This is a genomic window from Pseudomonas fluorescens (assembly GCF_002837185.1).
In the GTDB taxonomy this organism is placed as follows: Bacteria; Pseudomonadota; Gammaproteobacteria; order Pseudomonadales; family Pseudomonadaceae; genus Aquipseudomonas; species Aquipseudomonas fluorescens_AM.
On sequence record NZ_KZ478011.1, the window covers coordinates 14,180 to 37,485 of the forward strand.

General features: G+C 60.8%; 21 protein-coding genes and 1 pseudogene. 11 read left to right on the plus strand and 11 right to left on the minus strand.

Features of this window, described 5'->3' with window-relative positions; genetic code table 11:
- Positions 1-32: 32 nt before the first annotated feature.
- From CIB54_RS20800 to CIB54_RS20835, 8 genes are all read left to right on the plus strand, one after another.
- Positions 33-800 (plus strand): TerC family protein, encoded by a 768-nt coding sequence (locus tag CIB54_RS20800; RefSeq protein WP_065953418.1) that lies wholly within the window; start codon positions 33-35, stop codon positions 798-800.
- Positions 801-1,012: 212 nt separating this feature from the next.
- Positions 1,013-2,671 carry a Na/Pi cotransporter family protein gene (locus CIB54_RS20805; protein ID WP_101220815.1) on the plus strand — a complete coding sequence of 553 codons (1,659 nt, stop codon included), beginning with the start codon at positions 1,013-1,015 and terminating at the stop codon, positions 2,669-2,671.
- A 58-nt stretch (positions 2,672-2,729) separates the two neighbouring features.
- Complete coding sequence (locus CIB54_RS20810; protein WP_101220816.1) at positions 2,730-4,112, plus strand: M16 family metallopeptidase; 1,383 nt, start codon at positions 2,730-2,732, stop codon at positions 4,110-4,112.
- A gap of 70 nt (positions 4,113-4,182) precedes the next feature.
- Positions 4,183-5,214 (plus strand): DUF5924 family protein, encoded by a 1,032-nt coding sequence (locus CIB54_RS20815; RefSeq protein WP_065953415.1) that lies wholly within the window; start codon positions 4,183-4,185, stop codon positions 5,212-5,214.
- 54 nt (positions 5,215-5,268) lie between these two features.
- Positions 5,269-6,417, plus strand: a complete 1,149-nt coding sequence (locus tag CIB54_RS20820) for an ABC transporter permease (RefSeq protein WP_065953414.1) — start codon at positions 5,269-5,271, stop codon at positions 6,415-6,417.
- Complete coding sequence (locus CIB54_RS20825; RefSeq protein WP_065953413.1) at positions 6,414-7,217, plus strand: ABC transporter ATP-binding protein; 804 nt, start codon at positions 6,414-6,416, stop codon at positions 7,215-7,217. The genes CIB54_RS20820 and CIB54_RS20825 overlap by 4 nt, the downstream gene beginning before the upstream one ends.
- 1 nt (position 7,218) lies before the next feature.
- Complete coding sequence (locus CIB54_RS20830; RefSeq protein WP_101220817.1) at positions 7,219-8,157, plus strand: MlaD family protein; 939 nt, start codon at positions 7,219-7,221, stop codon at positions 8,155-8,157.
- Positions 8,154-8,765 (plus strand): ABC-type transport auxiliary lipoprotein family protein, encoded by a 612-nt coding sequence (locus tag CIB54_RS20835; RefSeq protein WP_101220818.1) that lies wholly within the window; start codon positions 8,154-8,156, stop codon positions 8,763-8,765. The genes CIB54_RS20830 and CIB54_RS20835 overlap by 4 nt, the downstream gene beginning before the upstream one ends.
- 93 nt (positions 8,766-8,858) lie before the next feature.
- Here the strand turns inward: CIB54_RS20835 and CIB54_RS20840 are convergent, their stop codons facing one another.
- The 5 genes from CIB54_RS20840 to CIB54_RS20860 form a co-directional block, all read right to left on the minus strand.
- Positions 8,859-10,088 carry a nucleoside recognition domain-containing protein gene (locus CIB54_RS20840; protein WP_048721443.1) on the minus strand — a complete coding sequence of 410 codons (1,230 nt, stop codon included), beginning with the start codon at positions 10,086-10,088 and terminating at the stop codon, positions 8,859-8,861.
- Positions 10,089-10,186: 98 nt separating this feature from the next.
- Positions 10,187-11,518, minus strand: a complete 1,332-nt coding sequence (gene gltP / locus CIB54_RS20845) for a glutamate/aspartate:proton symporter GltP (RefSeq protein ID WP_057725679.1) — start codon at positions 11,516-11,518, stop codon at positions 10,187-10,189.
- Between the two features lie 713 nt (positions 11,519-12,231).
- Positions 12,232-12,699, minus strand: coding sequence for an inhibitor of vertebrate lysozyme family protein (locus tag CIB54_RS20850; RefSeq protein WP_101220819.1), 468 nt, complete (start codon positions 12,697-12,699; stop codon positions 12,232-12,234).
- A gap of 2 nt (positions 12,700-12,701) precedes the next feature.
- A complete protein-coding gene (locus CIB54_RS20855) occupies positions 12,702-12,866 on the minus strand; it encodes a DUF1328 domain-containing protein (protein ID WP_003187386.1) in 165 nt (54 codons plus the stop codon).
- Positions 12,867-12,944: 78 nt separating this feature from the next.
- Positions 12,945-13,229 carry a hypothetical protein gene (locus tag CIB54_RS20860; protein ID WP_101220820.1) on the minus strand — a complete coding sequence of 95 codons (285 nt, stop codon included), beginning with the start codon at positions 13,227-13,229 and terminating at the stop codon, positions 12,945-12,947.
- A gap of 401 nt (positions 13,230-13,630) precedes the next feature.
- On the opposite strand from CIB54_RS20860, the gene algB reads away from it, so the two are divergent.
- Together algB and CIB54_RS20870 are read left to right on the plus strand one after the other, a co-directional pair.
- On the plus strand, positions 13,631-14,977 hold the full coding sequence (gene algB, locus CIB54_RS20865; RefSeq protein ID WP_057725682.1) for a sigma-54-dependent response regulator transcription factor AlgB: 1,347 nt from the start codon (positions 13,631-13,633) through the stop codon (positions 14,975-14,977).
- A 10-nt stretch (positions 14,978-14,987) separates the two neighbouring features.
- Positions 14,988-16,775, plus strand: coding sequence for an ATP-binding protein (locus CIB54_RS20870; RefSeq protein ID WP_101220821.1), 1,788 nt, complete (start codon positions 14,988-14,990; stop codon positions 16,773-16,775).
- Between the two features lie 36 nt (positions 16,776-16,811).
- Here CIB54_RS20870 and CIB54_RS20875 read toward each other — a convergent pair whose 3' ends face one another.
- From CIB54_RS20875 to CIB54_RS27705, 6 genes and pseudogenes are all read right to left on the minus strand, one after another.
- Complete coding sequence (locus CIB54_RS20875) at positions 16,812-17,588, minus strand: N-acetylmuramoyl-L-alanine amidase (RefSeq protein ID WP_101220822.1); 777 nt, start codon at positions 17,586-17,588, stop codon at positions 16,812-16,814.
- Between the two features lie 89 nt (positions 17,589-17,677).
- Positions 17,678-19,735 carry a GGDEF domain-containing protein gene (locus tag CIB54_RS20880; RefSeq protein WP_101220823.1) on the minus strand — a complete coding sequence of 686 codons (2,058 nt, stop codon included), beginning with the start codon at positions 19,733-19,735 and terminating at the stop codon, positions 17,678-17,680.
- Entirely contained in the window at positions 19,732-20,610 is an 879-nt protein-coding gene (locus CIB54_RS20885; protein WP_065953404.1) for an endonuclease/exonuclease/phosphatase family protein, read from the minus strand. The genes CIB54_RS20880 and CIB54_RS20885 overlap by 4 nt, the downstream gene beginning before the upstream one ends.
- Positions 20,611-20,620: 10 nt before the next feature.
- Positions 20,621-21,256 (minus strand): thiol:disulfide interchange protein DsbA, encoded by a 636-nt coding sequence (gene dsbA, locus CIB54_RS20890; protein WP_065953403.1) that lies wholly within the window; start codon positions 21,254-21,256, stop codon positions 20,621-20,623.
- A 168-nt stretch (positions 21,257-21,424) separates the two neighbouring features.
- On the minus strand, positions 21,425-22,036 hold the full coding sequence (locus CIB54_RS20895) for a c-type cytochrome (RefSeq protein WP_065953402.1): 612 nt from the start codon (positions 22,034-22,036) through the stop codon (positions 21,425-21,427).
- Between the two features lie 33 nt (positions 22,037-22,069).
- Positions 22,070-22,295 (minus strand): annotated as a pseudogene (locus CIB54_RS27705) (cytochrome).
- 189 nt (positions 22,296-22,484) lie between these two features.
- Here CIB54_RS27705 and yihA point away from each other — a divergent pair.
- Positions 22,485-23,126, plus strand: a complete 642-nt coding sequence (yihA, locus tag CIB54_RS20905) for a ribosome biogenesis GTP-binding protein YihA/YsxC (RefSeq protein ID WP_042943980.1) — start codon at positions 22,485-22,487, stop codon at positions 23,124-23,126.
- Positions 23,127-23,306: the final 180 nt, after the last annotated feature.

Sequence of the window (23,306 nt, forward strand, 5' to 3'; positions counted from 1 at the left end):
GCGCGGTCTAACACTTGCTCAAAGGAATACACATGGAATGGCTGACCAATCCGGAAATCTGGATTGCCTTCTTCACCCTGACGGCGCTCGAGATCGTCCTGGGCATCGATAACATCATCATGATTTCGATCCTGGTCAGCCGCATGCCCAAGCACATGCAGGCGCGCACCCGGATCTTCGGCCTCGCCCTGGCGATGGTCACGCGCATCCTGTTGCTGCTGTCGATCACCTGGGTCATGCAACTGACCGCCGACCTGTTTGTGGTTTTCGGCCAGGGCATCTCCGGTCGCGACCTGATCCTGTTCTTCGGTGGTTTGTTCCTGCTGTGGAAAAGCTCCCAGGAGATGTACCACGCCCTGGAAGGTGAAGACGAAACCCACGACGAGCCCAAAGGCGCCGGCGGCAAGTTCATCTACACCATCATCCAGATTGCGATCATCGACATCGTATTCTCCCTGGACTCGGTCATCACCGCCGTCGGCATGGTTTCCCATGTGCCGGTCATGGTCGCCGCGATCGTGGTTGCCGTACTGGTGATGATGCTGGCCGCCGGCACCATCAGCGAATTCATCGACAAGCACCCGTCGCTGAAAATGCTGGCGCTGTCGTTCCTGCTGGTGGTGGGGACCGTGCTGATCGCCGAATCCTTCGGTGTCCATGTACCAAAAGGCTACGTCTACTTCGCCATGGCGTTCTCGCTGGCGGTGGAAGCGGTGAACATCAAGATGCGCACCGCCATCGCGAAAAAGAAGAAGCAGCAGGATCCGGTGAAACTGCGCAAGGATATTCCGGGTCAATAAACCCGAGCCACACAAAAAACGGGGCGTTGATGCCCCGTTTTTTTCATCTGCAAAAAGCTGATTTCATGACAGTTTTGTTTCAATCCCGCGATCAGCTATGCGATGCTGGCGCAGAGCCCATTCGCCAACTACAGCTTAACTACAAGACGTAGAACGGCACGCGGCAACTTTCCTTCGCTCCTGCTGGAGCGCACCTATACGGGGGGCCGAGCATGCTGACCTTGCTCAATCTGCTTTCCGCCGTGACCCTGCTGATCTGGGGCACGCACATCGTCCGTACCGGCATCCTGCGGGTCTACGGCTCCAACTTGCGCCAGGTCATCGGGCAGAATATGTCCAAACGCTGGCTGGCGTTTGTCGCCGGTATCCTGGTGACCGCCATGGTGCAGAGCAGCAATGCCACGGCGATGCTGGTGACGTCCTTTGTCGGCCAGGGCTTGATGAGCCTGACGCCCGCCCTGGCCACCATGCTCGGCGCCGACGTCGGTACCGCGTTGATGGCGCGAGTGCTGACCTTCGACCTGTCCTGGTTGTCACCGCTGCTGATCTTCCTCGGGGTGATTTTTTTCCTGTCGCGCAAACAGACGCGGGCCGGGCAGTTGGGCCGGGTCGGGATCGGCCTCGGGCTGATCATTCTGGCCCTGCAATTGATCGTCGAAGCTGCCGGGCCGATTACCCATGCCCAAGGCGTCAAAGTCATCTTCGCTTCGCTGACCGGCGATATCTTGCTCGACGCCCTGGTCGGCGCGCTGTTCGCGATGATTTCATACTCCAGCCTCGCCGCAGTGCTGCTCACGGCAACCCTGGCCGGCGCCGGCGTGATCGGTTTGCACGTGGCCATCGGCCTGGTGATCGGCGCCAACATCGGCAGTGGCATACTGGCCTTTCTCAGCACCAGCATGCAGAACACCGCCGGGCGGCAAGTCGCCCTGGGCAGTCTGTTGTACAAATTGATCGGTCTGCTGTTGATCATTCCGGTGCTCGACCCGCTCGTACGCTGGATGGACGGCCTGGACTACAGCACCCAGGGCATGGTCATCACCTTTCACCTGCTCTACAACGTCAGCCGCTGCCTGATTCTGCTGCCCACTATCGGCCCGATGGCGCGGCTGTGCGAATGGCTGCTGCCGGAGCGTCCCGAGACCAACGGCAAGGCCAAGCCGCGCCATCTGGACCTGGCCGCGCTGAACACGCCGAGCCTGGCGCTGGCCAACGCCGCCCGCGAAACCCTGCGCCTCGGCGACCTGATCGACAACATGCTCACCTCGATGCAGGAAGTGCTGCGCGGCAACCAAACCGCCATTACCCAGCAAATGCGCAGCCTCAGCGATGACGTCGAGGCGCTTTACAGCGCGATCAAACTTTACCTGGCACAAATGCCCCGTGAAGACCTGGGTGAGCAGGACAATCGACGCTGGGCAGAGATCATCGAGCTGTCGATCAACCTGAAGCTGGCAGGCGACCTGATCGAGCGCATGCTGCGCAAAGTCCAGCAGCAGAAGACTTCGCAACGTCGGCAATTTTCCGAAGTCGGCCTGGAAGAACTCAGCGGCCTGCACAGCCAGCTGATCGCCAATCTACGCCTGGGCCTGTCGGTGTTCCTCAGCGGCGACCCGGAAAGCGCCCGCCAATTACTGCGTGAGAAACGCCGTTTTCGTGCGCAGGAACGTCGCCTGGCCCACGCCCACGTCAGCCGCTTGCAGCGTAAAATCGTGCAGAGCCTGGAAACCAGTTCCCTACACCTGGAGCTGATCGCCGACATGAAGCGCTTGAACTCGTTATTTTGCAGCAGCGCTTATGTCGTGTTGGAAACTTCCGACACTGGCGCACTCTCTGCTGAAGATATTGCCGACATCACCCATTCGCCCTGAACGTACGCCAGCGAGCGAAGTCAGTTAACAACGGACCTCACTCGCCAGGAAGCTTGTTATGCGTCGCCTGTTACTCGCCTGCCTGCTCATGGGCTCGGCACACACCTTTGCCTTTGACCGCCTGCAAGTCGAAGGCTATACCTTGCCTAATGGCCTGCAACTGCTGCTCAAACCGGGCACCGAGCGCGGGCATGTGGCCATCCGCCTGGTCGTCGGCGTGGGCCTGGACGATTTCAGCTGCGACCAGAAAGAACTGCCGCATTTGTTCGAGCACCTGTTGTTCAGCGGCATCGACGGCGGTAACGAAGGCGACCTCGAAGACCGCATGCAAGCCCTGGGCGGCGAATGGAACGCCTACACCAGCAACGCCGACACCACATTTGTCATCGAGGCGCCCGCGCAGAACCAGCGCAAGGTCCTGGACCTGCTGCTGGCAATCATCACCCGCACCCAACTGACCGACGCCAATATCAACGCCGCCAAGCAGGTGGTCGAGCGCGAGGACGGTGGCCATTACTCCCACTTGCAACGCCTGCTGGAACGCCAGGATCTCGGGCACAACGCCAGCAATCAGCTGGCCGTCGAGTTGGGCCTCAAGTGCGCCGAACGCGCCGAGGTCAACCCTCTGACCCGCGACCAGTTGGAGGCGCTGCGCAAAAACTGGTATGCACCGAACAACATGACCCTGATCGTCGTCGGCGATCTGGACAAACTGCTGCCTGCCTACCTGGAACGCACCTATGGCCAACTCGACCCGGTAGAGCCGAGCGAACATCGGCCATTGCCGCAAATCCAGCAAGCCGCCGCCAGCCATCGTGACCTGATCCACGGCTGGGTAGGCGACAATGCCAAACTGCATTGGCTGTTCCCGGAACCGTTGCTGGACGACCAGCATGATGAAACCTACGACCTGCTCAAGGACTACCTCGACTGGGCCTTGTACCGCCAATTGCGACTCAGGCACGGCCTGTCCTACGGGCCGTGGAGCGAGCGAGAAGTGCTCGGCGGCGTCGGCTTCCTGAGCCTGAACGCCGACCTCGAACGGGAAAATCTCGAGGAAGCCGAGCAGGTGCTGGAAGACCTCAAGGCAGGGCTGCTCAAGGATGGCGTCGAACCGGCGGTGTTCGCGCGCCTGCAGCAAGCGGCCATCGCACGCCAGGCCTGGGCCGTACAGGGCAACAGCGCGCTGGCCGACTATTACTGGAGCGCCGCCGGCGACTATACCGATGGGCGCTTCAGCGACCCGGCCAAACGTATCAGGGCCGTGAGCCTGGCCCAGACCAATCAGGCCATGCGGCAGGTACTGGAGCAGCCTGGCTACTGGCGCATCGAAAAACCGCTGTTGAGCTACAACGCCCTGAGCTGGATAGGCGCGGGCGTGCTCGGATTGATCGCTGTTGCGTGGGTCGCCCTACGGTTTTATCGCAAACGGATCGCGTAATGAGGCACCGAACAGCGGACCAAGACGTTATTCTGTCTGAGATTTCTCCCACACACTTTGTGAACCGCCCATGCCGAACCTGCCGCCCCTTATCCAGCGCGTCATAGAACTGATCAAGCGCTACCCGGGGGTGATCGCACTCGGCGGCTTCATCTCGGGTGTGGGCAGCTTCATCCTGGTGGACCGCCAGCAGGGCATGGCCAGCTGGATCGCCGTGATCCTGTTGGTGAGCTGGTTGTGGCTGATGCTGGAAAACAGCTTCACGCAACTGTTCACCAGGCTGTTCAACCGCGAGATACCGGAACCGCTGCTGCGCTATGCCACGCAGATGATCCACCAGGAAAGTCTGTTTTTCGTGTTGCCGTTCTTTTTCGTCACCACGGCCTGGAACAGCGGCCAATCGGTGTTCACCGGCCTGCTCGGCGCGGCGGCGTTGGTCTCGATCATCGACCCACTGTATTACAGGTGGCTGGCGCCCAAGCGCTCGCTGTTCCTCGCCTTGCATACGCTGACATTATTCGCCGCGCTGCTGACCGCGCTGCCGATCATCCTGCACTTGACCACCGCCGAGAGTTACAAGCTGGCACTGGGCGTCGCCATGGCACTGTCGATTCCGAGCCTGGCCGCCAGCCTGCCGCTGCGCAGCGTCAAAGGCTGGGTAATGCTGCTGGGAGTAACGGCCGCGATCGGCTGCGCCGGCTGGCTGCTGCGTAGCTGGGTGCCACCTGCCACCCTGTGGATGACCGAAGTGGCCATCAGCACCCAGCTGCAAGACCGCACACCGGGCGACGACCTCAAGCAAGTCACCGCCGCCCAACTGCGCAGCGGCGGGCTGTACGCCTATACCGCAATCAACGCGCCGCGCGGCCTCGATGAGCGGATCTACCATGTGTGGAAATTCAACGGCCAGGAAGTCGACCGCATTGCCCTGGATATCCACGGCGGCCGCAAGGAAGGCTACCGCGCCTGGACGCACAAGCAGAATTTCCCGGCGGATGCGGTAGGCCGCTGGCAGGTGCGGGTGCTCACCGAAGACGGGCAAGTCATTGGCGTGCTGCGCTTTAACGTCATCGACTCAGCACAAACGGACAACCCGGAGTAGGCCCGATCGTGCTATTACGTAGCAATTATGGATAGCCAGACACGCTCGGAGCTTATGACCACTCCCACGACAGCCGGCGCGGCCCAACTCGATACGTCCAGCACACCGCCGTTGCTGCGCATTACCGGTGACTGGACGCTTGCCCACTATGCAAACCTGAAGAAGCTGTCGAACACCCTCGACGGCCAATACGACGCCGGCGCGCGCATCGACCTTAACGGCCTCGGCGCCCTGGATACCGCCGGCGCGTCGCTGCTGGTGGAGTTGCTCGGCCCCGACCGTATCGAACGCTCCGCCGAGCAGACCGATTGCAGCCTGTCCGCCGCCGACCGGGCATTGCTCAAGACGGTCTACCGCTCGCTGAATGATTTTTGCGTCCCGCTCAAAGAGCCGGAAGAGGGCGCCGGCATCCAACTGTTGGCGCGCATCGGCCGCGCCGTGGACACCGTCTGGCAAGACGGGATGAAACTGTTGGGCTTCATCGGCCTGATCCTCGAAACCTTCGTGCGCGGCATCCTGCGGCCCAAGCGCTGGCGCCTGACGCCGGTGGTCGCGCATATCGAACAGACCGGCCTCGACGCCGCGCCTATCGTCGCGCTGCTGACCTTTCTGGTCGGCGCTGTCGTGGCGTTCCTCGGCGCCACCGTGCTCAAGAGCTTCGGCGCGACGATCTTCACCGTGGACCTGGTGGCGTTCTCATTCCTGCGCGAATTCGGCGTGTTGCTCACCGCCATTCTGATCGCCGGCCGTACGGCCAGCGCCTTTACCGCACAAATCGGCTCGATGAAGGCCAACGAAGAAATCGACGCGATCCGCACCCTGGGCCTGGACCCGATGGAGCTGCTGGTGCTGCCGCGGGTCCTGGCGTTGCTGGTGGCGCTGCCGATGCTGACATTCCTGGCGATGCTCTCGGGGATTGTCGGCGGCGGCGTGGTGTGTGCGGTGGCCCTGGATATTTCGCCGGCGATGTTTCTGTCGCTGCTGCAATCGGACATCGGCGTGCAGCATTTTCTGGTAGGCATGGTGAAAGCGCCGATCTTCGCGTTCCTGATCGCCGCGATCGGTTGCCTGGAAGGCTTCAAGGTCAGCGGCAGTGCCGAGTCGGTCGGCGCGCACACCACCTCCAGCGTGGTGCAGTCGATTTTCGTGGTGATCGTGCTGGACGCGGTCGCGGCAATGTTTTTCATGGAGATGGGCTGGTGAATCGCGTGCATCGAGCGCCCACTGAGGCGGTGATTGAGGTTCGCGGCCTGTGCAACCGCTTTGGCAGCCAGAGCGTGCACGAGCACCTCGACCTGGATTTGTACAAGGGCGAGATTCTGGCGGTGGTCGGCGGCTCCGGCAGCGGCAAGTCGGTGTTGCTGCGCAGCATCGTCGGCCTGCGGCGGCCCAGCGAGGGGCAAGTGCGAGTGTTCGGCAAGAACCTGCCGAGTCTGTCCGAGCATGAGCGCTCACTGGTGGAACGACGCTTCGGCGTACTGTTCCAGAAGGGCGCCTTGTTTTCCTCGCTGACCGTCACCGAGAACGTCGCTTTGCCGTTGATCGAGCACGCCGGGCTCAGCCGCGCCGACGCCGAGCATCTGGCGGCGGTCAAACTGGCCCTGGCCGGGCTGCCGTTGTCGGCGGCCGACAAGTACCCGGCGTCGCTGTCCGGCGGCATGATCAAGCGCGCCGCCCTGGCGCGCGCGCTGGCCCTGGACCCGGACATCCTGTTTCTCGACGAACCCACCGCCGGCCTTGACCCGATTGGCGCGGCGCAATTCGACCAACTGATCCTGACCCTGCGCGATGCGCTGGGCTTGAGTGTGTTCCTGGTCACCCACGACCTCGACACGCTGTACACCATCACCGACCGCGTGGCGGTGCTGGCACAGAAGAAAGTCCTGGTGGCGGACGCCATCGATGTCGTCTCGGAAACCGACGACGCCTGGATCCACGAATATTTCCACGGCCCCCGAGGCCGCGCGGCATTGGATGCCGCTCAATCGCTCAACGAGGTATGACATGGAAACCCGAGCCCATCATGTGATGATCGGACTGTTCAGCGTAATAGTGGTGGTTGGCGCGATGCTGTTCGGCCTGTGGCTGGCCAAGTCCAGCGTCGACAGCGCCTTTAGGGACTATGAGGTGGTGTTCAACGAAGCGGTCAGCGGCCTGTCCCAGGGCAGTTCGGTGCAGTACAGCGGGATCAAGGTGGGCGATGTCACCAGCCTGCGCCTGGACCCCAAGGACCCGCGCCGCGTGCTGGCGCGCATCCGCCTGGCCGGGCAAACGCCGATCAAGGAAGACACCCAGGCCAAACTGGCACTGACCGGTATCACCGGCACTTCGATCATCCAACTCAGCGGCGGCACCCCGCAAAGCCCGGAACTCAAGGGCAAGGATGGCAACCTGCCGGAAATCATCGCGTCGCCGTCGCCCATCGCACGCCTGCTCAATAACAGCAACGACCTGATGACCAGCATCAACCTGCTGCTGCATAACGCCAACCAGCTGTTCTCGCGGGAAAACGTCGAACGCTTGAGCACCACCCTGGACAATCTGCAGCAAACCACCGGCGCCATCGCAGAACAGCGCGGCGACATCAAAGTGGTGATGCAGCAATTGATGCAAGTGAGCAAGCAGGCCGGCGGCGCGCTGGAACAGACCACCGTATTGATGCGCAACGCCAACGGCTTGCTCAACGACCAAGGCAAGCAAGCCTTTGGCAGTGCGGAGCAGGCGATGAAATCCCTTGAGCAAAGTACCGCCACCCTCAATACGTTGCTGGCCAACAACAAGGACTCGGTGAACAGCGGCCTGCAGGGCCTCAATGAACTGGTGCCGGCCGTGCGCGAACTGCGCGAAACCCTCGGATCCCTGCGCGCTATCTCCCGCCGCCTGGAAGCCAACCCCAGCGGTTACCTGCTGGGCAGTGACAAGAACAAGGAGTTCACGCCATGAAGCGTGCTTACCGAATGATCGCCCCCTTGGCTTTTGCATTGATGAGCGCGTGCTCGATCCTGCCCAAGCCGGACCCGTCCGACGTGTACCGCCTGGCCTCCACCCAGCCCGTCAGTCAAGGCGCGCCGGTGAGCTGGTCATTGCGTGTGACCAAGCCACAGACCAGCGAATTTCTCGACAGCCCACGCATCGCGGTGGTGCCCAATGGCGATTTGATCAGCAGCTATGCCAACGCGCGCTGGAGCGATCCGGCGCCGGTGCTGTTGCGCAACCGTCTGCTGGATGGCTTCCAGCGTGACGGCCGGGTGACGCTGCTGAGTACCGACGAGACCAACCTGCAGGCGGACTATGAGCTGGGTGGCCAGTTGCAGGCGTTTCAGAGCGAATACCACGGCACGGCAGTGGAGGTGGTGATTCGGCTGGATGCTCGGCTGGTGCGCGGCAGCGATCAAAGGATCATTGCCAGTCGGCGGTTTGAGGTGAGGCAGCCGGTGGGGGATACCAAGGTGCCTTCGGTGGTGGCGGCTTTTGGGCAAGCCGGGGATCAGCTGAATAAGCAGGTAGTGGGTTGGGTCGTGGCGCAAGGCAACACTACACCTAAAGGTTGAGGGCCTCATCGGGGGCAAGCCCCCTCCCACAATTTGAATGCATTCACAGATCAACATGTGGGAGGGGGCTTGCCCCCGATAGCAATCCAAGCCTCAACCAAAGAACCAGTAGCACACCGCAATAGCCGCCACGACCCCCGCGAACTCCGCCAACAACGCACACCCCACCGCATGCCGCGCCCGCTGGATGCCCACCGACCCGAAGTACACCGCCAACACATAAAACGTGGTCTCGGTACTGCCCTGGATCGTCGCCGCCACCAACGCCGGGAAACTGTCCACACCCTGGGTCTGCATGGTCTCGATCAACATCGCCCGGGCCGCGCTGCCGGAGAACGGCTTGACCATCGCGGTGGGCAGCGCGTCGACAAACCGCGTGTCCATGCCGGTCCAGGCCACCAGGTGGCGAATCCCTTCCAGGCCGAAGTCCAGGGCGCCGGAGGCACGCAACACGCCCACCGCACAGAGCATCGCCACCAGATAGGGCAGCAGGTTCTTGGCAACGTCGAAGCCTTCCTTGGCGCCTTCGACAAAGGCCTCATACACCTTGACCTTGCGCAAGGCGCCGATCACCAGGAACAGCATGATCAAGCCAAACAACGTGAGGTTGCCAAGGATCGAAGACAACCCGGCCAGCGCCGTGGCGGACAGGGTCGCCAGCAACGCCATGAAGCCCCCCAGCACCAACGCGCCGGGAATCAGGTAGGCGAGCACGACCGGGTCCCACAAGCGCAGGCGCTGCATCACCGCTACCGACAGCAGGCCCACCAGCGTCGAGGCGCTGGTGGCCAACAGGATCGGCAGGAACACCAGCGTCGGGTCGGCAGCGCCTTGCTGGGCGCGGTACATGAAGATGGTCACCGGCAACAGCGTCAGCGAGGACGCATTGAGCACCAGGAACAGGATCTGTGCGTTGCTGGCCGTATTGGGGATGGGGTTGAGTTCCTGCAGCGCTTTCATGGCCTTGAGGCCGATGGGCGTGGCGGCGTTGTCCAGGCCCAGGCCGTTGGCGGCGAAGTTGAGGGTGATCAAGCCGATGGCTGGGTGACCGGCGGGCACTTCCGGCATCAGGCGACGAAACAGCGGGCCCAGGGCCTTGGCCAGCCAGTCGACGATCCCGGCTTTTTCGGCGATACGCAGAAAGCCCAGCCACAGTGTCAGGGTGCCGAACAAGAGCACCATGACCTCCACCGACAATTTGGCCATGGCGAAAATGCTTTCCACCATCGCCGCAAAAATCCCGGCGTTACCGCCCACCAGCCATTGCGCCAGTGCTGACACCATTGCCACCACAAAGAAGCCAAGCCACAGGCCATTGAGCATCAGTTAAATCCCCCGAAAGATGGGGCGAATGATAGCGGGGCTGGCAGAAACGACAAACCCCGGAATTATCCGGGGTTTGTGTCAGCGCAATCGAGCGATCAGCCGCGAGTGATCTCGCCGGCCGGCAGCGCCTCTTTGCTGCGCCAGTGCGGCAGCGAATTCCAATAGCGCTCGCCCTTGGCATCGTCGTACATGCCTTCCCAGCGAGAGATAACCAGCACCGCCAGGGCGTTGCCGATCACGTTCAGCGCGGTACGCGCCATGTCCATCACACGGTCGACACCTGCGATAAACGCCAGGCCTTCCAATGGAATGCCCACGCTGCCCAGGGTAGCCAGCAGCACCACGAAGGACACACCCGGAACGCCGGCGATGCCTTTGGAGGTGACCATCAGGGTCAGCACCAGCATCAGTTGTTGGCCGATCGACAGGTCGATGCCGTACAGCTGGGCAATGAAGATCGCGGCGATGCTCTGGTACAGGGTCGAACCATCGAGATTGAACGAATAACCCGTCGGCACCACGAAGCTGCAGATCGCCTTTGGCGCGCCATAGGCTTCCATCTTCTCGATCACACGCGGCAGCACGGTTTCGGAACTGGCGGTGGAGTAGGCAAGCACCAGCTCATCTTTGAAGATGCGCATCAGCTTGAGGATCGAGAAACCAAACAGGCGGGCGATAAGGCCCAGCACCGCAAACGCGAAGAACAGAATCGCGACGTAAACCAGGATCACCAGCTTGGCCAATGGCAGCAGCGAGGCGAAGCCGAAGTTGGCGACCGTCACCGCGATCAGCGCAAATACACCGATAGGGGCGTACTTCATGATCATGTGAGTGACTTTGAACATGCTCTCGGACACGCCCTGGAACATGGTCACCAAAGGCTCGCGCAGTTCCGGCTTGAGGCTCGACAAGCCCAGGCCGAACAGCACGGAGAAGAAGATGATCGGCAGCATCTCGCCACGGGCGACGGCCGCGAAGATGTTCGACGGGATCAGGTTGAGAATGGTCTCGATGAACGCGTGCTCATGCTGCACTTCGGCGGCGGTGGCCTGGTATTTGGAGATATCGACGGTGCCCAGGGTACTCATGTCGATGCCCGCGCCCGGATGGAACAGGTTGGCCAGCAACAGGCCGACCACGATGGCGATGGTGGTGACGACTTCAAAGTAGAGGATGGTCTTGACGCCGATGCGGCCCAGCTTTTTCGCGTCACCCACACCGGCAATGCCGACGATCAGCGAGGAAATCACGATTGGGATGACGATCATCTTGATCAGGCGGATAAAGATATCGCCTGCCGGCTGCAGCACGTTGCTGATCCACCAGGCCTTTTCAGCACTGAAATGGTTGAGCACTGCACCGATCGCGATCCCCAGCACCAAACCGATGAGGATCTGCCAGGCGAGGCTTAGCTTTGCCTTCTTCATGTCATTACCCTTACTTCAAGTGAACTTAAGGCAAATGCGCCAGCTGGACCGCTCGAAAGCGAAAAAGTGTGAGCATCTGCCTCCATGGAAGGTCACCGCAGCGTGGCCGAAATGGCTTACTGGCAGGCGAAAAAAGGCGCAACTATTCCCATGCAAGGCAGCGACGTCTAATGCCGTAAACGCCTACCCTATGCCGAATCGGCATGGCTTTTTTTGAAAATAATTGTCTGAACGGTCAGTTCGAATCCGCCATTGAAGCGGGTGAAACGGCCGTGAAGCTGCCAATTCCGGCTTGCGTAGAGGTAGCTGAGAACTCGGGGTGTTGGGCAGAAATGCCTGGAATATCCGCGGCCTGGCGTAAGAAATAGCCTGTAGCGCTCGGAAAAAATTCTCGATGGATGGTCGCGTCGACACACTACGTAATGATTAGCGAGAGGCAAAACGAAGAATGCCAGCTATGAGCGGCATGACGTGAGCAATGAGAGTCATAAGCCCGCCGCAAGTTCAGCAAGCTTGAGGACTTGTGAACTTGCGTCGCAGCTTTTCACCTGACCCGGCCCTTGCGCAGGCACTCCCTGTACCCGTAGATCGCGCCGATCCTGATCGATCAGAGCAACCCGACCCCCTGGTCATGCATCGCGCGTGGTGCGCGATGCAAACAGAAAGAAGCGAACTGGCTTCTTTCTATGGACGCCGGCTCCGTAAGACGGAACCTAGTACCAATTCGGATCTTTCTTCAGCTGCTCCATCAGCAGCTTCTGCATGCCTTCATCCGGCTTACCGATAAAACGGTAATCGGCGTGCCGCGTCGGGGATTTGTCCGCCGGCAGGCCGGCCGGGACTTCCACCAACATGGCGTAGGCATCTTCCTTATCAAAGCTGAAGGCGACGATCAGGCGCTTGTTCAGGCAGGTATCTGCCGTTTCACACAGCGGCCCTACCAGATACTTGTCGCCATCCTCTTCGACAGCGTTCATCTGCTCGGCCGTACCCGACAGGTTCATTACCCATTCGGGCAGGCGCTCTTCTTTCTTCACCACGCCTTGCCAGGTTTCACGGTACTGTGGGTCCGCGCTGAGCAATTCATTGGCCCGGGATTGGCCGTCGTTGGCGGCCATCACCAGGCCGCTGCCGCCTAACAGCAGGGCGGCGGCAATGGCTTTAAAAGGCAGAGTGATCATATTCAGCCTCGGCCTTTACGACCAAAGAAGAACGAAGCGATAAACATCACCAGGAAGACCACAAAGAGAATCTTGGCGATACCCGTAGCCGTACCGGCGATACCACCGAAGCCCAGGACTGCAGCCACAATGGCGATGATCAGAAACGTGATTGCCCAACTCAACATGGTGATTCTCCTTAAGCTTTCATAGAAGTAACAGCGGTGATGCCGTGCGGTCGCTCGGCGCGAGCGACGTTGTGTTGCTTAGAACACCCAGCGTTCTTGAACCGGCAGGTCGCTCAGGGTGGACTCCTGGTCTGCCAATCTCAGTCGCGGGGCGGTTACATCGGCAGCCGTGCTACCAACGGAACGAAAGTGGGTCTGGGTCATGACAGGCCGTTCAAACTGCGGGGCTTGCTGCTGACTCTGCTGCCAATGCTGCATCTGCTGGCCGGCAATCAGCGTGACCATCAAGGCCAGGCTGGCGAACAGACCTTGCTGCACGTACAGCGGCGATACACGCAATTGGCTGAGGCTTTGGCGAGTCATACTGCTTTCTCCCGCATTCTGATTATTCGTTCATGACGCTCTATGCACTACCTATTGCAGAGCGCATGCCAGGTTTTTTACAAAATAAAACCCAATGAAATCAGATAGTTATGAAATACACACAGGTGCGCGTCACAGCATCCTGCACGATACCCTCACAACAGCCGTGCGAAATGCACGATGGCCAGTGGTCGGGTCAAGGGATCGAAAGCGCCTGAGTGATTGCCGAAGCGCCGAGAAGATATGAAAACGCCACTAGATCGGGCCTTTTACCGGCGCGTGTAGGAAGATGTGCAGATAGCTACGCCACGTTGCCTTTTATCAATCAGAATAAACCATGCAACTTGCCCGATTATTCCGGGACTAAACACCAACATTCACAGTTAAGGAGCGCGGGACAGATGGAATCAGCCAAGGAACTTCAAGGCCGCATTCTTTTAGTGGATGACGAGTCCGCGATCCTCCGTACCTTCCGCTATTGCCTGGAAGATGAAGGCTATACCGTTGCCACCGCCAACAGCGCAGCCCAGGCCGATGCCTTGATGCAACGCCAAGTGTTCGACCTGTGCTTCCTCGACTTGCGCCTGGGCGAGGACAACGGCCTGGATGTATTGGCTCATATGCGTATTCAAGCGCCATGGATGCGTGTCGTGATCGTGACCGCCCATTCGGCGGTGGACACCGCGGTGGATGCCATCCAGGCCGGCGCCGCCGACTATCTGGTCAAGCCCTGCAGCCCGGACCAGTTGCGCCTGGCCACCGCCAAGCAACTGGAAGTGCGCCAGCTCTCGGCGCGGCTGGAAGCCCTGGAAGGTGCGGTGCGCCAGCCCAAGGACGGCCTCGATTCCCACAGCCCGGCCATGATGGTGGTACTGGAAACCGCACGGCAGGTAGCGGGCACCGATGCCAATATCTTGATCCTCGGCGAGTCGGGCACCGGTAAGGGCGAGCTGGCGCGGGCCATTCACGGCTGGAGCAAACGCTCGAAGAAATCCTGCGTGACCATCAACTGCCCATCGTTGACCGCAGAACTGATGGAGAGCGAACTGTTCGGTCACAGTCGCGGCGCATTTACCGGCGCCAGCGAAAGCACATTGGGCCGCGTCAACCAGGCAGACGGCGGCACGCTGTTTCTCGACGAGATCGGCGACTTTCCGCTCACTCTGCAACCCAAGCTGCTGCGATTCATTCAGGATAAGGAATACGAGCGGGTGGGCGACCCGGTTACCCGCCGCGCAGATGTGCGCATTCTTGCCGCCACCAACCTGAACCTGGAAGACATGGTGCGCGACGGCCGCTTCCGTGAAGATTTGCTGTATCGCCTCAACGTCATCACGTTGCACCTGCCGCCGCTGCGCGAACGCAGTGAAGACATCCTGACCCTGGCCGACCGCTTCCTGGCACGTTTCGTCAAGGAATATGCCCGCCCGGCGCGCGGCTTCAGCGATCAGGCGCGCGAAGCGCTGCTCAACTATCGCTGGCCCGGCAACATCCGGGAGCTGCGCAACGTGGTGGAACGCGCCAGCATCATCTGCCCTCAGGAGAAGGTCGAGATCAGTCACCTCGGCATGGCCGAGCAACCGACCAACAACGCACCGCGCATTGGTGCGGCGCTGAGCCTGGACGAGCTGGAAAAGGCCCATATCGGCGCCGTTCTCGCCACCAGCGATACCTTGGACCAGGCTGCTCGCACCCTCGGCATCGATGCGTCGACCCTGTATCGCAAACGCAAACAGTACAACTTATGAGCTGTACCTCATGAAGCTCGCGATGAAACTGCGCACCCGGTTATTCCTGAGCATCTCGGCGCTGATCACCGTGGCCCTGCTGGGGCTGATTCTGGGCCTGGTCAGCGTCATGCAGATGGCCAAGACCCAGGAGTCGTTGATTCGCAGCAATTTCGTCACCCTCGACCTGGGCGTGAAATTGCGCCAGAGCCTGGGCGATCAACTGATCATGATGCTCGAAAAGCGCCCTGATCCGGCCGCCCTGCAAGCCTCCAAACAGCGCTATTTCGACCTGTTGGACCAGGGCATAGCCCATGAACAGCGTGACGGTCACGCCCACGGTTTCGATCAGGCACGCAAGGACTACCAGAACCTGCTGCAGGCATTTGACGAATCCCAGCAAAACCCGTCTCTGCCGGCCAGCAGGGAAAAGCTTACTGAAACCTTCAATACCCTGCGCAACGGGCTGATCGTCCACCACAAGCTGGCGCTGGAAAATATCAGCACAAGCGAGCATAAATCCCGTGAACGGGCGCTATTGATCGCCAGCTTGATGGGGCTGGTTGGCCTCGCGGTGCTGATCATCGGCTTTGTGACCGCCCATGGCATAGCCCGGCGATTCGGCGCGCCAATCGAAGCGCTGGCCAAGGCTGCCGATAAAATCGGGCAAGGCGATTTCGAAGTGACATTGCCGATATCGACGGCGGCGGAAATGAACCAATTGACCCGTCGCTTCGGCATCATGGCCGAGGCATTGCGCCAACATCAGGCCACCAATGTCGATGAGTTGCTCGCCGGTCAGCAGCGGTTGCAGGCGGTGCTCGACAGCATCGACGATGGCCTGCTGATGATTGACCGCCAAGGCCACCTTGAACACCTCAATCCCGTCGCGCAACGCCAGCTGGGCTGGGACGAAGAGCGCCTCGGCCAGGGCCTGGGCGAAGCGCTGGGCCGCCCGGAAATGGATGAACAACTGCAGCTGGTGCTGCGCGGCGGCAACCTGGAGCGGGCGCCGGAAGATCTGGAAGTGGAAGTCGAAGGTGAGCTGCGCCTGCTGACGTACAGCCTGACCCCGGTCAGTCACACCCAGGGGCATATTCTGGGCGCGGTGATGGTGCTGCATGACGTCACCGAGCAACGTGCCTTTGAGCGAGTGCGCAGCGAGTTCGTGTTGCGCGCCTCCCACGAGTTGCGAACGCCGGTAACCGGCATGCACATGGCCTTCGGGCTCTTCCGCGAGCGAGCCAAGTTCCCGGCTGAATCACGCGAAGCGGACCTGCTGGATACGGTCAACGAAGAAATGCAGCGGTTGATGCAGTTGATCAACGATTTGCTCAACTTCTCGCGCTATCAGAACGGCCTGCAGAAACTCACGCTGGGGCCGTGCGATGTCACCGACCTGCTGGAACATGCCCGGGCTCGGTTCGCCGAGCCGGCGAACGCGCAACGTATCGAACTGGTGGTGGAAGCCCATCCCGACCTGCCACGCCTGTATGCCGACCAGGCGCAACTGGAGCGTGTGCTCGACAACTTGCTGGGTAACGCCCTGCGGCACACTGCCGAGGATGGGCAGATTCGCTTGCAGGCGCGACGTCATGGCGAACGGGTGATTATCAGCGTCGAGGACAACGGTGAAGGCATTGCCTACGGCCAGCAAGGGCGCATCTTCGAGCCTTTCGTGCAGGTAGGGCGCAAGAAAGGCGGCGCCGGCCTGGGGCTGGCGCTGTGCAAGGAGATCGTGCAATTGCACGGCGGCCGCATGGGTGTGTATTCGCGGCCGGGGCAGGGAACGCAGTTCTATATGGCCTTGCCTTTGTAAGAACAGGCGCCCTCGCTACCAAAGGCTCGTTATCCTTCAGCGCTGGTTCAAGGCGCGCAGGATCGCCGCACTTTGCGCATCGGGAGTGCCGTCGAACAACGATGGGCGGAAACGCATCTGGAACGCTGCGATGACGTGACGCGTGGCCACATCCAGCTCACCGGTTTGCGGTGTGGGGTAGCCTAGGCGCGCCAGTTCTTCCTGGAACCAGGTGATGCTCGGCAGTTGCGCGGCGTACTGCTGCTGGAATCGAGCCACTGCCTGGGCATCCGGCCAGACCCCCAAGCCCTCATCGGCCAGACGCTTCCATGGGAACAACGGGCCCGGGTCCAATTTGCGCAGCGGCGCGATGTCGCTATGCCCGATGATGTTTTTGGGCTCGATACCGTTACGCTTGCTGATGTCCTTGAGCAACACCACCAGCGACTTCACCTGCGCTTCGGAGTACGGGTACCACACCCGGCCGGTCGGGGTATCGCTATAGCCAGGGTTGACGATCTCGATGCCGATGGAGCTGGAGTTGAGCCAGGTACGCCCCATCCACTCGCTTTCCCCCGCATGCCAGGCGCGCTGGCTTTCATCAACCAGCTTGTAGATCGTGCCTGATGCGTCATCGCCGATCAGGTAATGGCTGCTGACCTGGCCGTGGGTCAGCAGCGCCAGGGAGCGCTCGAGGTTGGCCGAGGTGTAATGCACCACCACAAATTGCACACGATTGTCGTGATTCACAGAGGGATGGCTGGTATTGAGGCGCGGACCGCTGGAGCAGCCGGCAAGCAGAACCACGGCAACGGCGATGAAGAAAGATTTCATAGGAGAAGGCATTACACAAAGGACGATAATGCAACAGTGTAACGTAACGCTGACGGGCAAGCGGTCAAATTACAAATTCAGAACATCTTTTACGCCGCCTGCACCCGATTACGCCCCGCCGCCTTGGCCCTGTAAAGCGCTTCATCGGCGCGCTTGAGTGCCAAGTCACTGCGCTCGCCCGGTTGGAACTGCGCGATCCCCATGGATACCGTGATGGTCACGGGCTCGCCCTTGAAGTGGAACGGGCAAGCCTCAATGGCCAGTCGCAACACTTCGCCCACAGCCAGGGCATCCGCCAAGGCCGAGTCGGGCATCAGCAACACAAACTCTTCGCCGCCGAAGCGCGCAATGAAATCGGTCGGGCGCAGGTGCTTGCGCAGCACATTGGCGATGATCTTCAGGACCTTATCGCCGGCCAAATGGCCGTAGCCGTCGTTGATGCGTTTGAAGTGGTCGAGGTCCAGCATGGCCAGTGACAGGCTGTTGCCACGCTGGTGCCAGGCATTGACCTCATGATCCAGGCGCTCACTCCAGGCCGCGCGGTTAGGCAGGCCGGTGAGCGGATCGATCAGCGCCTTCTGGCGCTGTATCTCCAGATGCTCACGATAGCCCTGGGCTTCCTGCTCCATGTTCGCCACTCGCTCAGCCAGGCCCTGGAGGCGCGCAGCCACTTCCTGTTCGCGTTGGTCGCGCTGTTGCCGGTGTTCGTCCATGGTGCCGAGCAAGCCTTCAAGGTGGCTCTCCAGCACCTGCTTGAGGCTGTCCAGATCGGCGGCTTCCTGCACGCTGCTTTGCAGGCCGTCTACCTGTTCGCGAATTTGCGTGTCCAGCTCCCGAGCGGCGGAGCGGCTGTCGGCATGCTCGTCGCTGGCGAACTGCAAATGGCCCTGGAATGCCTCAAGACGCTCGTTGAGCTGTTTAAGGTAAGCCTCGAACTCATGCTGGCCGCTGTCGGTCACCGCCAGCATCAGCACCGCCAGGTCATCGAGGATCGGCAGCAGCTCGTACCAGTTCAAGCCATGGGCCAGGCGCTCGCGCATGGCTTCGGCTTGGGGCCGGTGGTGCTCGGGCAGGGACAGGTCTTCGAGCAGGCCGAGCAAGGTGTCTTCAATATGCTTGGCCACCGAGCTGTAGGAAGGCTCGGGCGAATCGGGCAGGGCGTAGAGACCGTCCGGTTGCAGGGCGTCGGGGTCGGGCTCTGCGGTCTCCAATACGGGCGGGAGCGAAAGGCTGCCGATCAGCGTTTCCTCAGGCGTATCGACGGGGTCTTGCGGCGCATCTATAAAAGCCGCGAGCGCGCTTTCGGGCGCATCGTCCTCGGCGGGCGCTTCAGGCGACTCAGGCACCTCGGGTTCGTCAGGCGTGGGCGCGGGTGACGCTTGAACAGGCGCTTCGAACTCAAACGTTACACTGGCCGGCGCCTCTTCCTTGACGGGCGCCGCCGGTTCAGGCAAGGAGGCGGCCGTAGCTGGCGGCAATGGCGCAAAAGCCCGCAATGCCTGGGCCAGCTCCTCCGATTGCGCGGGCTCTGGAGACTCAGGCGCAGCAGGTGGGGCTGCGACAGGTTTTGGCGCAGGAGGTGTCTCAAGCTCGGGCGCTGGCGCTTCGTTCGAAAGCTCCTTGGCACCGAACAAGCGCTGCAATAGCCCAGGCCCGGAGCGCGGCGTTTCGCCATCCGGCCCCAGGTTATGCAGCGCCTGTTCCTGCAGGCTGCTCAACTCGCTGAGCAGCAGCGGGATTTCCCGTGCCTGCCCGACTCGACCGTCAAGCTGCTTGGCGAAGGTCTTCAGCGGGCGCGCCACCTCACGGGGCAGCGGCAGTTTCTGCAATTGCGCGACCAGGGCGGTGAGGGCGGTACTGATCTGGTCGACCCGGGTTTCACGGCGTTGCTCGGAATCCAGTACGGCCTTTTCCAGACGCGGCAGCAGGGCGGCCAGGGCAGCGTCCATGTCATCAGTGCGCACGACATCGCGCATTTCCTTCATGCATTGATCGACAGCGCGGTCAGTACCTTCCGCCGCCAGCGTGCTGCGCACCAGCCCTCGGCGCAGCAGGTCGAGGCGGGCGGCCCAGCGGCGTTCGAGCTTGTCTTGTTGCTCGACACTTTTAAGGTATTTTTCTTTCCAGCGCTGGGCGTCGTCGCTCATGCAAGAGGACCGCCGGTACCGGGGCTCAACGCGGGAAATGCATCAGCCGTCAGCGAACCCGGCAGACGAATCTCCACCGCGACCGGCAAATGATCGGAAATGGGCTGCGCCAGTACCTGCACACTTTCAAGTGTGAGGCTCGGGCTGAGCAGTATATGGTCCAGACAGCGCTGCGGGCGCCAACTGGGAAACGTGGCTTCGACTTGTGGCGCCAGCAAGCCCAGGTCACGCAGCGGAGAGTTCTGCAGCAGGTCGTTGGCGTGGGTGTTCATGTCCCCCATCAACACTTGGTGCTTGTAGTTGCCAATCAAGTCGCGCACATAGGCCAACTGAAGGTTGCGCGTACGCCCGCCGAGCGCCAGGTGCATCATCACCACCACCAGGGCTTCCGGGCCTTCGCCGAAACGCACCAGGATCGCACCACGCCCCTTGGGACCCGGCAACGGGTGATCCTCGATGACCGTCGGCTTCAAGCGACTGAGCACGCCATTGCTGTGCTGCGCCAGGCGCCCGAGGTTGCGATTGAGTTGCTGGTACCAGTAGGGGAAGGCACCGAGCTGGGCAAGGTGTTCCACCTGGTTGATGTAGCCGGAGCGCAGGCTGCCGCCGTCGGCTTCCTGCAGAGCGACCAGGTCGAAGTCGCTGAGCAGGTCGCCGATTTTCTGCAGGTTGCTGGTACGCCCCTTGTGCGGCAGCAAGTGCTGCCAGCCACGCGTGAGGTAGTGCCGATATTTCTCGGTACTGTTACCCACCTGAATATTGAAGCTGAGCAGGCGCAAGCGGCTGTCTGCCGGCAGGCCTGTGGACTCCAGGTGATGTTCGTTGACCTGCGGGTCATGCCGGCCAACGACACGTTCGGTACCCCAGCGACGCATGGCGAGCCCCTTACTTGGCTGCGCGCTCTTTGGCGATCAGCTGGTCGGCGACATTGAGGGTTTGTTCAGGGCCACCGGTACTGCCCAGGTCGAAACGGTACTTGCCGTTGACGATCAGGGTCGGTACGCCTTGCACGCCATACTTCTGCGCGAGTTCCTTGGCCTGTTTGATCTGGCCCTGGATGGCAAAGGAATTGAAGGTGGCCAGGAACTTGTCTTTGTCGACGCCCTGGGTGGCGACGAAGTCAGCCATTTCGTCTGGCTTGGTCAGGCGCTTGCCTTCTTTCTGGATCGCGTTGAATACCGCGTTGTGGACCTTATGCTCCACACCCATGGCTTCCAGGGTCAGGAACAGCTGGCCGTGAGCATCCCATGGGCCGCCGAACATGGCCGGAATGCGCTTGAAGTTCACGTCCGTCGGCAGCTTTTCGGCCCAGGGGTTGATGGTCGGCTCAAAGGCATAGCAATGCGGGCAGCCGTACCAGAACAGCTCCACCACCTCGATTTTGCCGGGCACCGACACCGGGACCGGGTTAGTCAATTCAACGTAGGTTTTACCGGCTTCAAGCGGCACGTCGGCGGCTTGCGCGGTCATGCCGAAGAGACTGGCAGTGACGAGAGCGGCGCTGAGGATCAGATTACGCATGCTTTACTCCTGGACAAATAAAGTCGCCTCACGCGACCTTTAGGTGTGACAGGTCTACGCGGACATGAGTTCGTTAGTGTAACGGCAGCGGCCACAAAAAAGGGCGGCCTTGGCCACCCTTTTTATGCTTGCATCGATGGATTAATCGAGCGTTAACGTTGCAGGCTGTCAGTGCAAGCCCTGGATGTAACTGGAGATTGCTGCAATGTCTTCATCACTCAATTTGCGGGCGATGGTGCGCATGGTCATTGCGTCGCCATCATTGGCCCGGCCGGCTTCTTCCTTGCGGAAATCGGTCAGCTGTTTGGCGATGTAGGCAGCGTGCTGGCCGCTCAAGTGCGGGAAGCCGGCGGCGGCGTTGCCTGCGCCATCGGGCGAATGGCAGCCAGTGCAGGCGGGCAGGCCCTTGTCCAGGTCACCGCCACGGAACAGTTTCTCGCCACGAGCGACCAGTTTCGGATCAGCAGCTCCCACACTGCCTTTCTGGCTGGCAAAATACGCCGCGATGTCAGCGATGTCCTGATCACTGGAGTTGGCCAGCAAGCCGGTCATTTCCAGCACCACGCGCTTGCCATCCTTGATGTCGTGCATCTGCTTGGCCAGGTAACGTTCACCCTGGCCTGCCAGTTTGGGAAAGTTCGGCGCCGGGCTGTTACCGTCCGGTCCATGGCAAGCACCACACACGGCGGCTTTCGCCTGCCCCGCGGTAGCGTCGCCTGCAGCATGGGCAACACCGGTGATGCCCAAGGTCAACAGCAGACTCACGATCAGTTTGTTCATCAGCTAATCCAACTACGGCTAAGGGTTTAAGAGTTATCTACCGGGTTTACTCACCATCAACTCATTGATGGCCTGGTAATCCTCAGTACTGCAGTCCATGCACAAACCACGCGGCGGCATTGCCTTGAAACCCCGGGTCACGCGTTGCATCAGCGTAACCACGCAAACTCGGTTGTACAGCGCTTCCGGTTCCTGTGTAGCCTGAGCGTCTTACAGGCGCGATCAGGACACCGAAGCGAGTCACCATCAGGTCATACATCGACCTTTTCAGGGTTTGAGAGCGTTTTGCGTTCTAATGCGCAATAAAGGTCTTTTCGCTCCCGTGAACTTCATCCTTCGCTGGGACAAAGCACACACAAAATCTGCGGCATTATATACTGGCGCTACTGAAACGGAAACGACACCGCTTGCCGCACCCTTTTTCGGCACCGCTCACATCGGAAAACTCATGCAACTCAAGAATCCCATCCTTGGCCTGTGCCAACAGTCCACCTTCATGCTCAGCGCCGCCAAAGTGGACCAATGCCCCGATGACGAAGGCTTTGAAGTCGCCTTTGCCGGCCGTTCCAACGCCGGCAAGTCCAGCGCACTGAACACGCTCACCCATGCCAGCCTGGCGCGTACCTCGAAAACCCCGGGTCGCACGCAGTTACTCAATTTCTTCAAGCTAGACGATGATCGGCGTCTGGTCGACCTGCCGGGCTACGGTTATGCAAAAGTCCCTATCCCGCTGAAGCTGCACTGGCAGCGTCACCTGGAGGCTTACCTGGGTGGCCGGGAGAGTTTGAAGGGTCTGATCCTGATGATGGACATCCGTCATCCAATGACCGATTTCGACCTGTTGATGCTCGATTGGGCAGTCGCCAGCGGCATGCCGATGCATATCCTGCTGACCAAGGCCGACAAGCTGACCTACGGCGCGGCCAAGAACACCCTGCTCAAAGTGCAGTCTGAAATCCGCAAGGGTTGGGGCGATGCGATCACCATCCAATTGTTCTCCGCGCCAAAGCGCATGGGCCTGGAAGACGCCTACACCGTACTGGCCGGCTGGATGGAATTGGCGGACAAGGGCGCGGAAATCGCCGAATAACTTTTCTGCAGGCAAAAAAAACCCCGGACTTCGTATGGGGAGGGGAAGTTCGGGGTCCAAGTTCCGGACCGCTAGGGCGGGGCCCGGATATCTGCCAACACTTAACACAACATAGGAGCATTGAAGGGCTTCACCACCCATTCAGTAACTCTGAGTGTCAGTTCACAGGTTAAGTTCCGG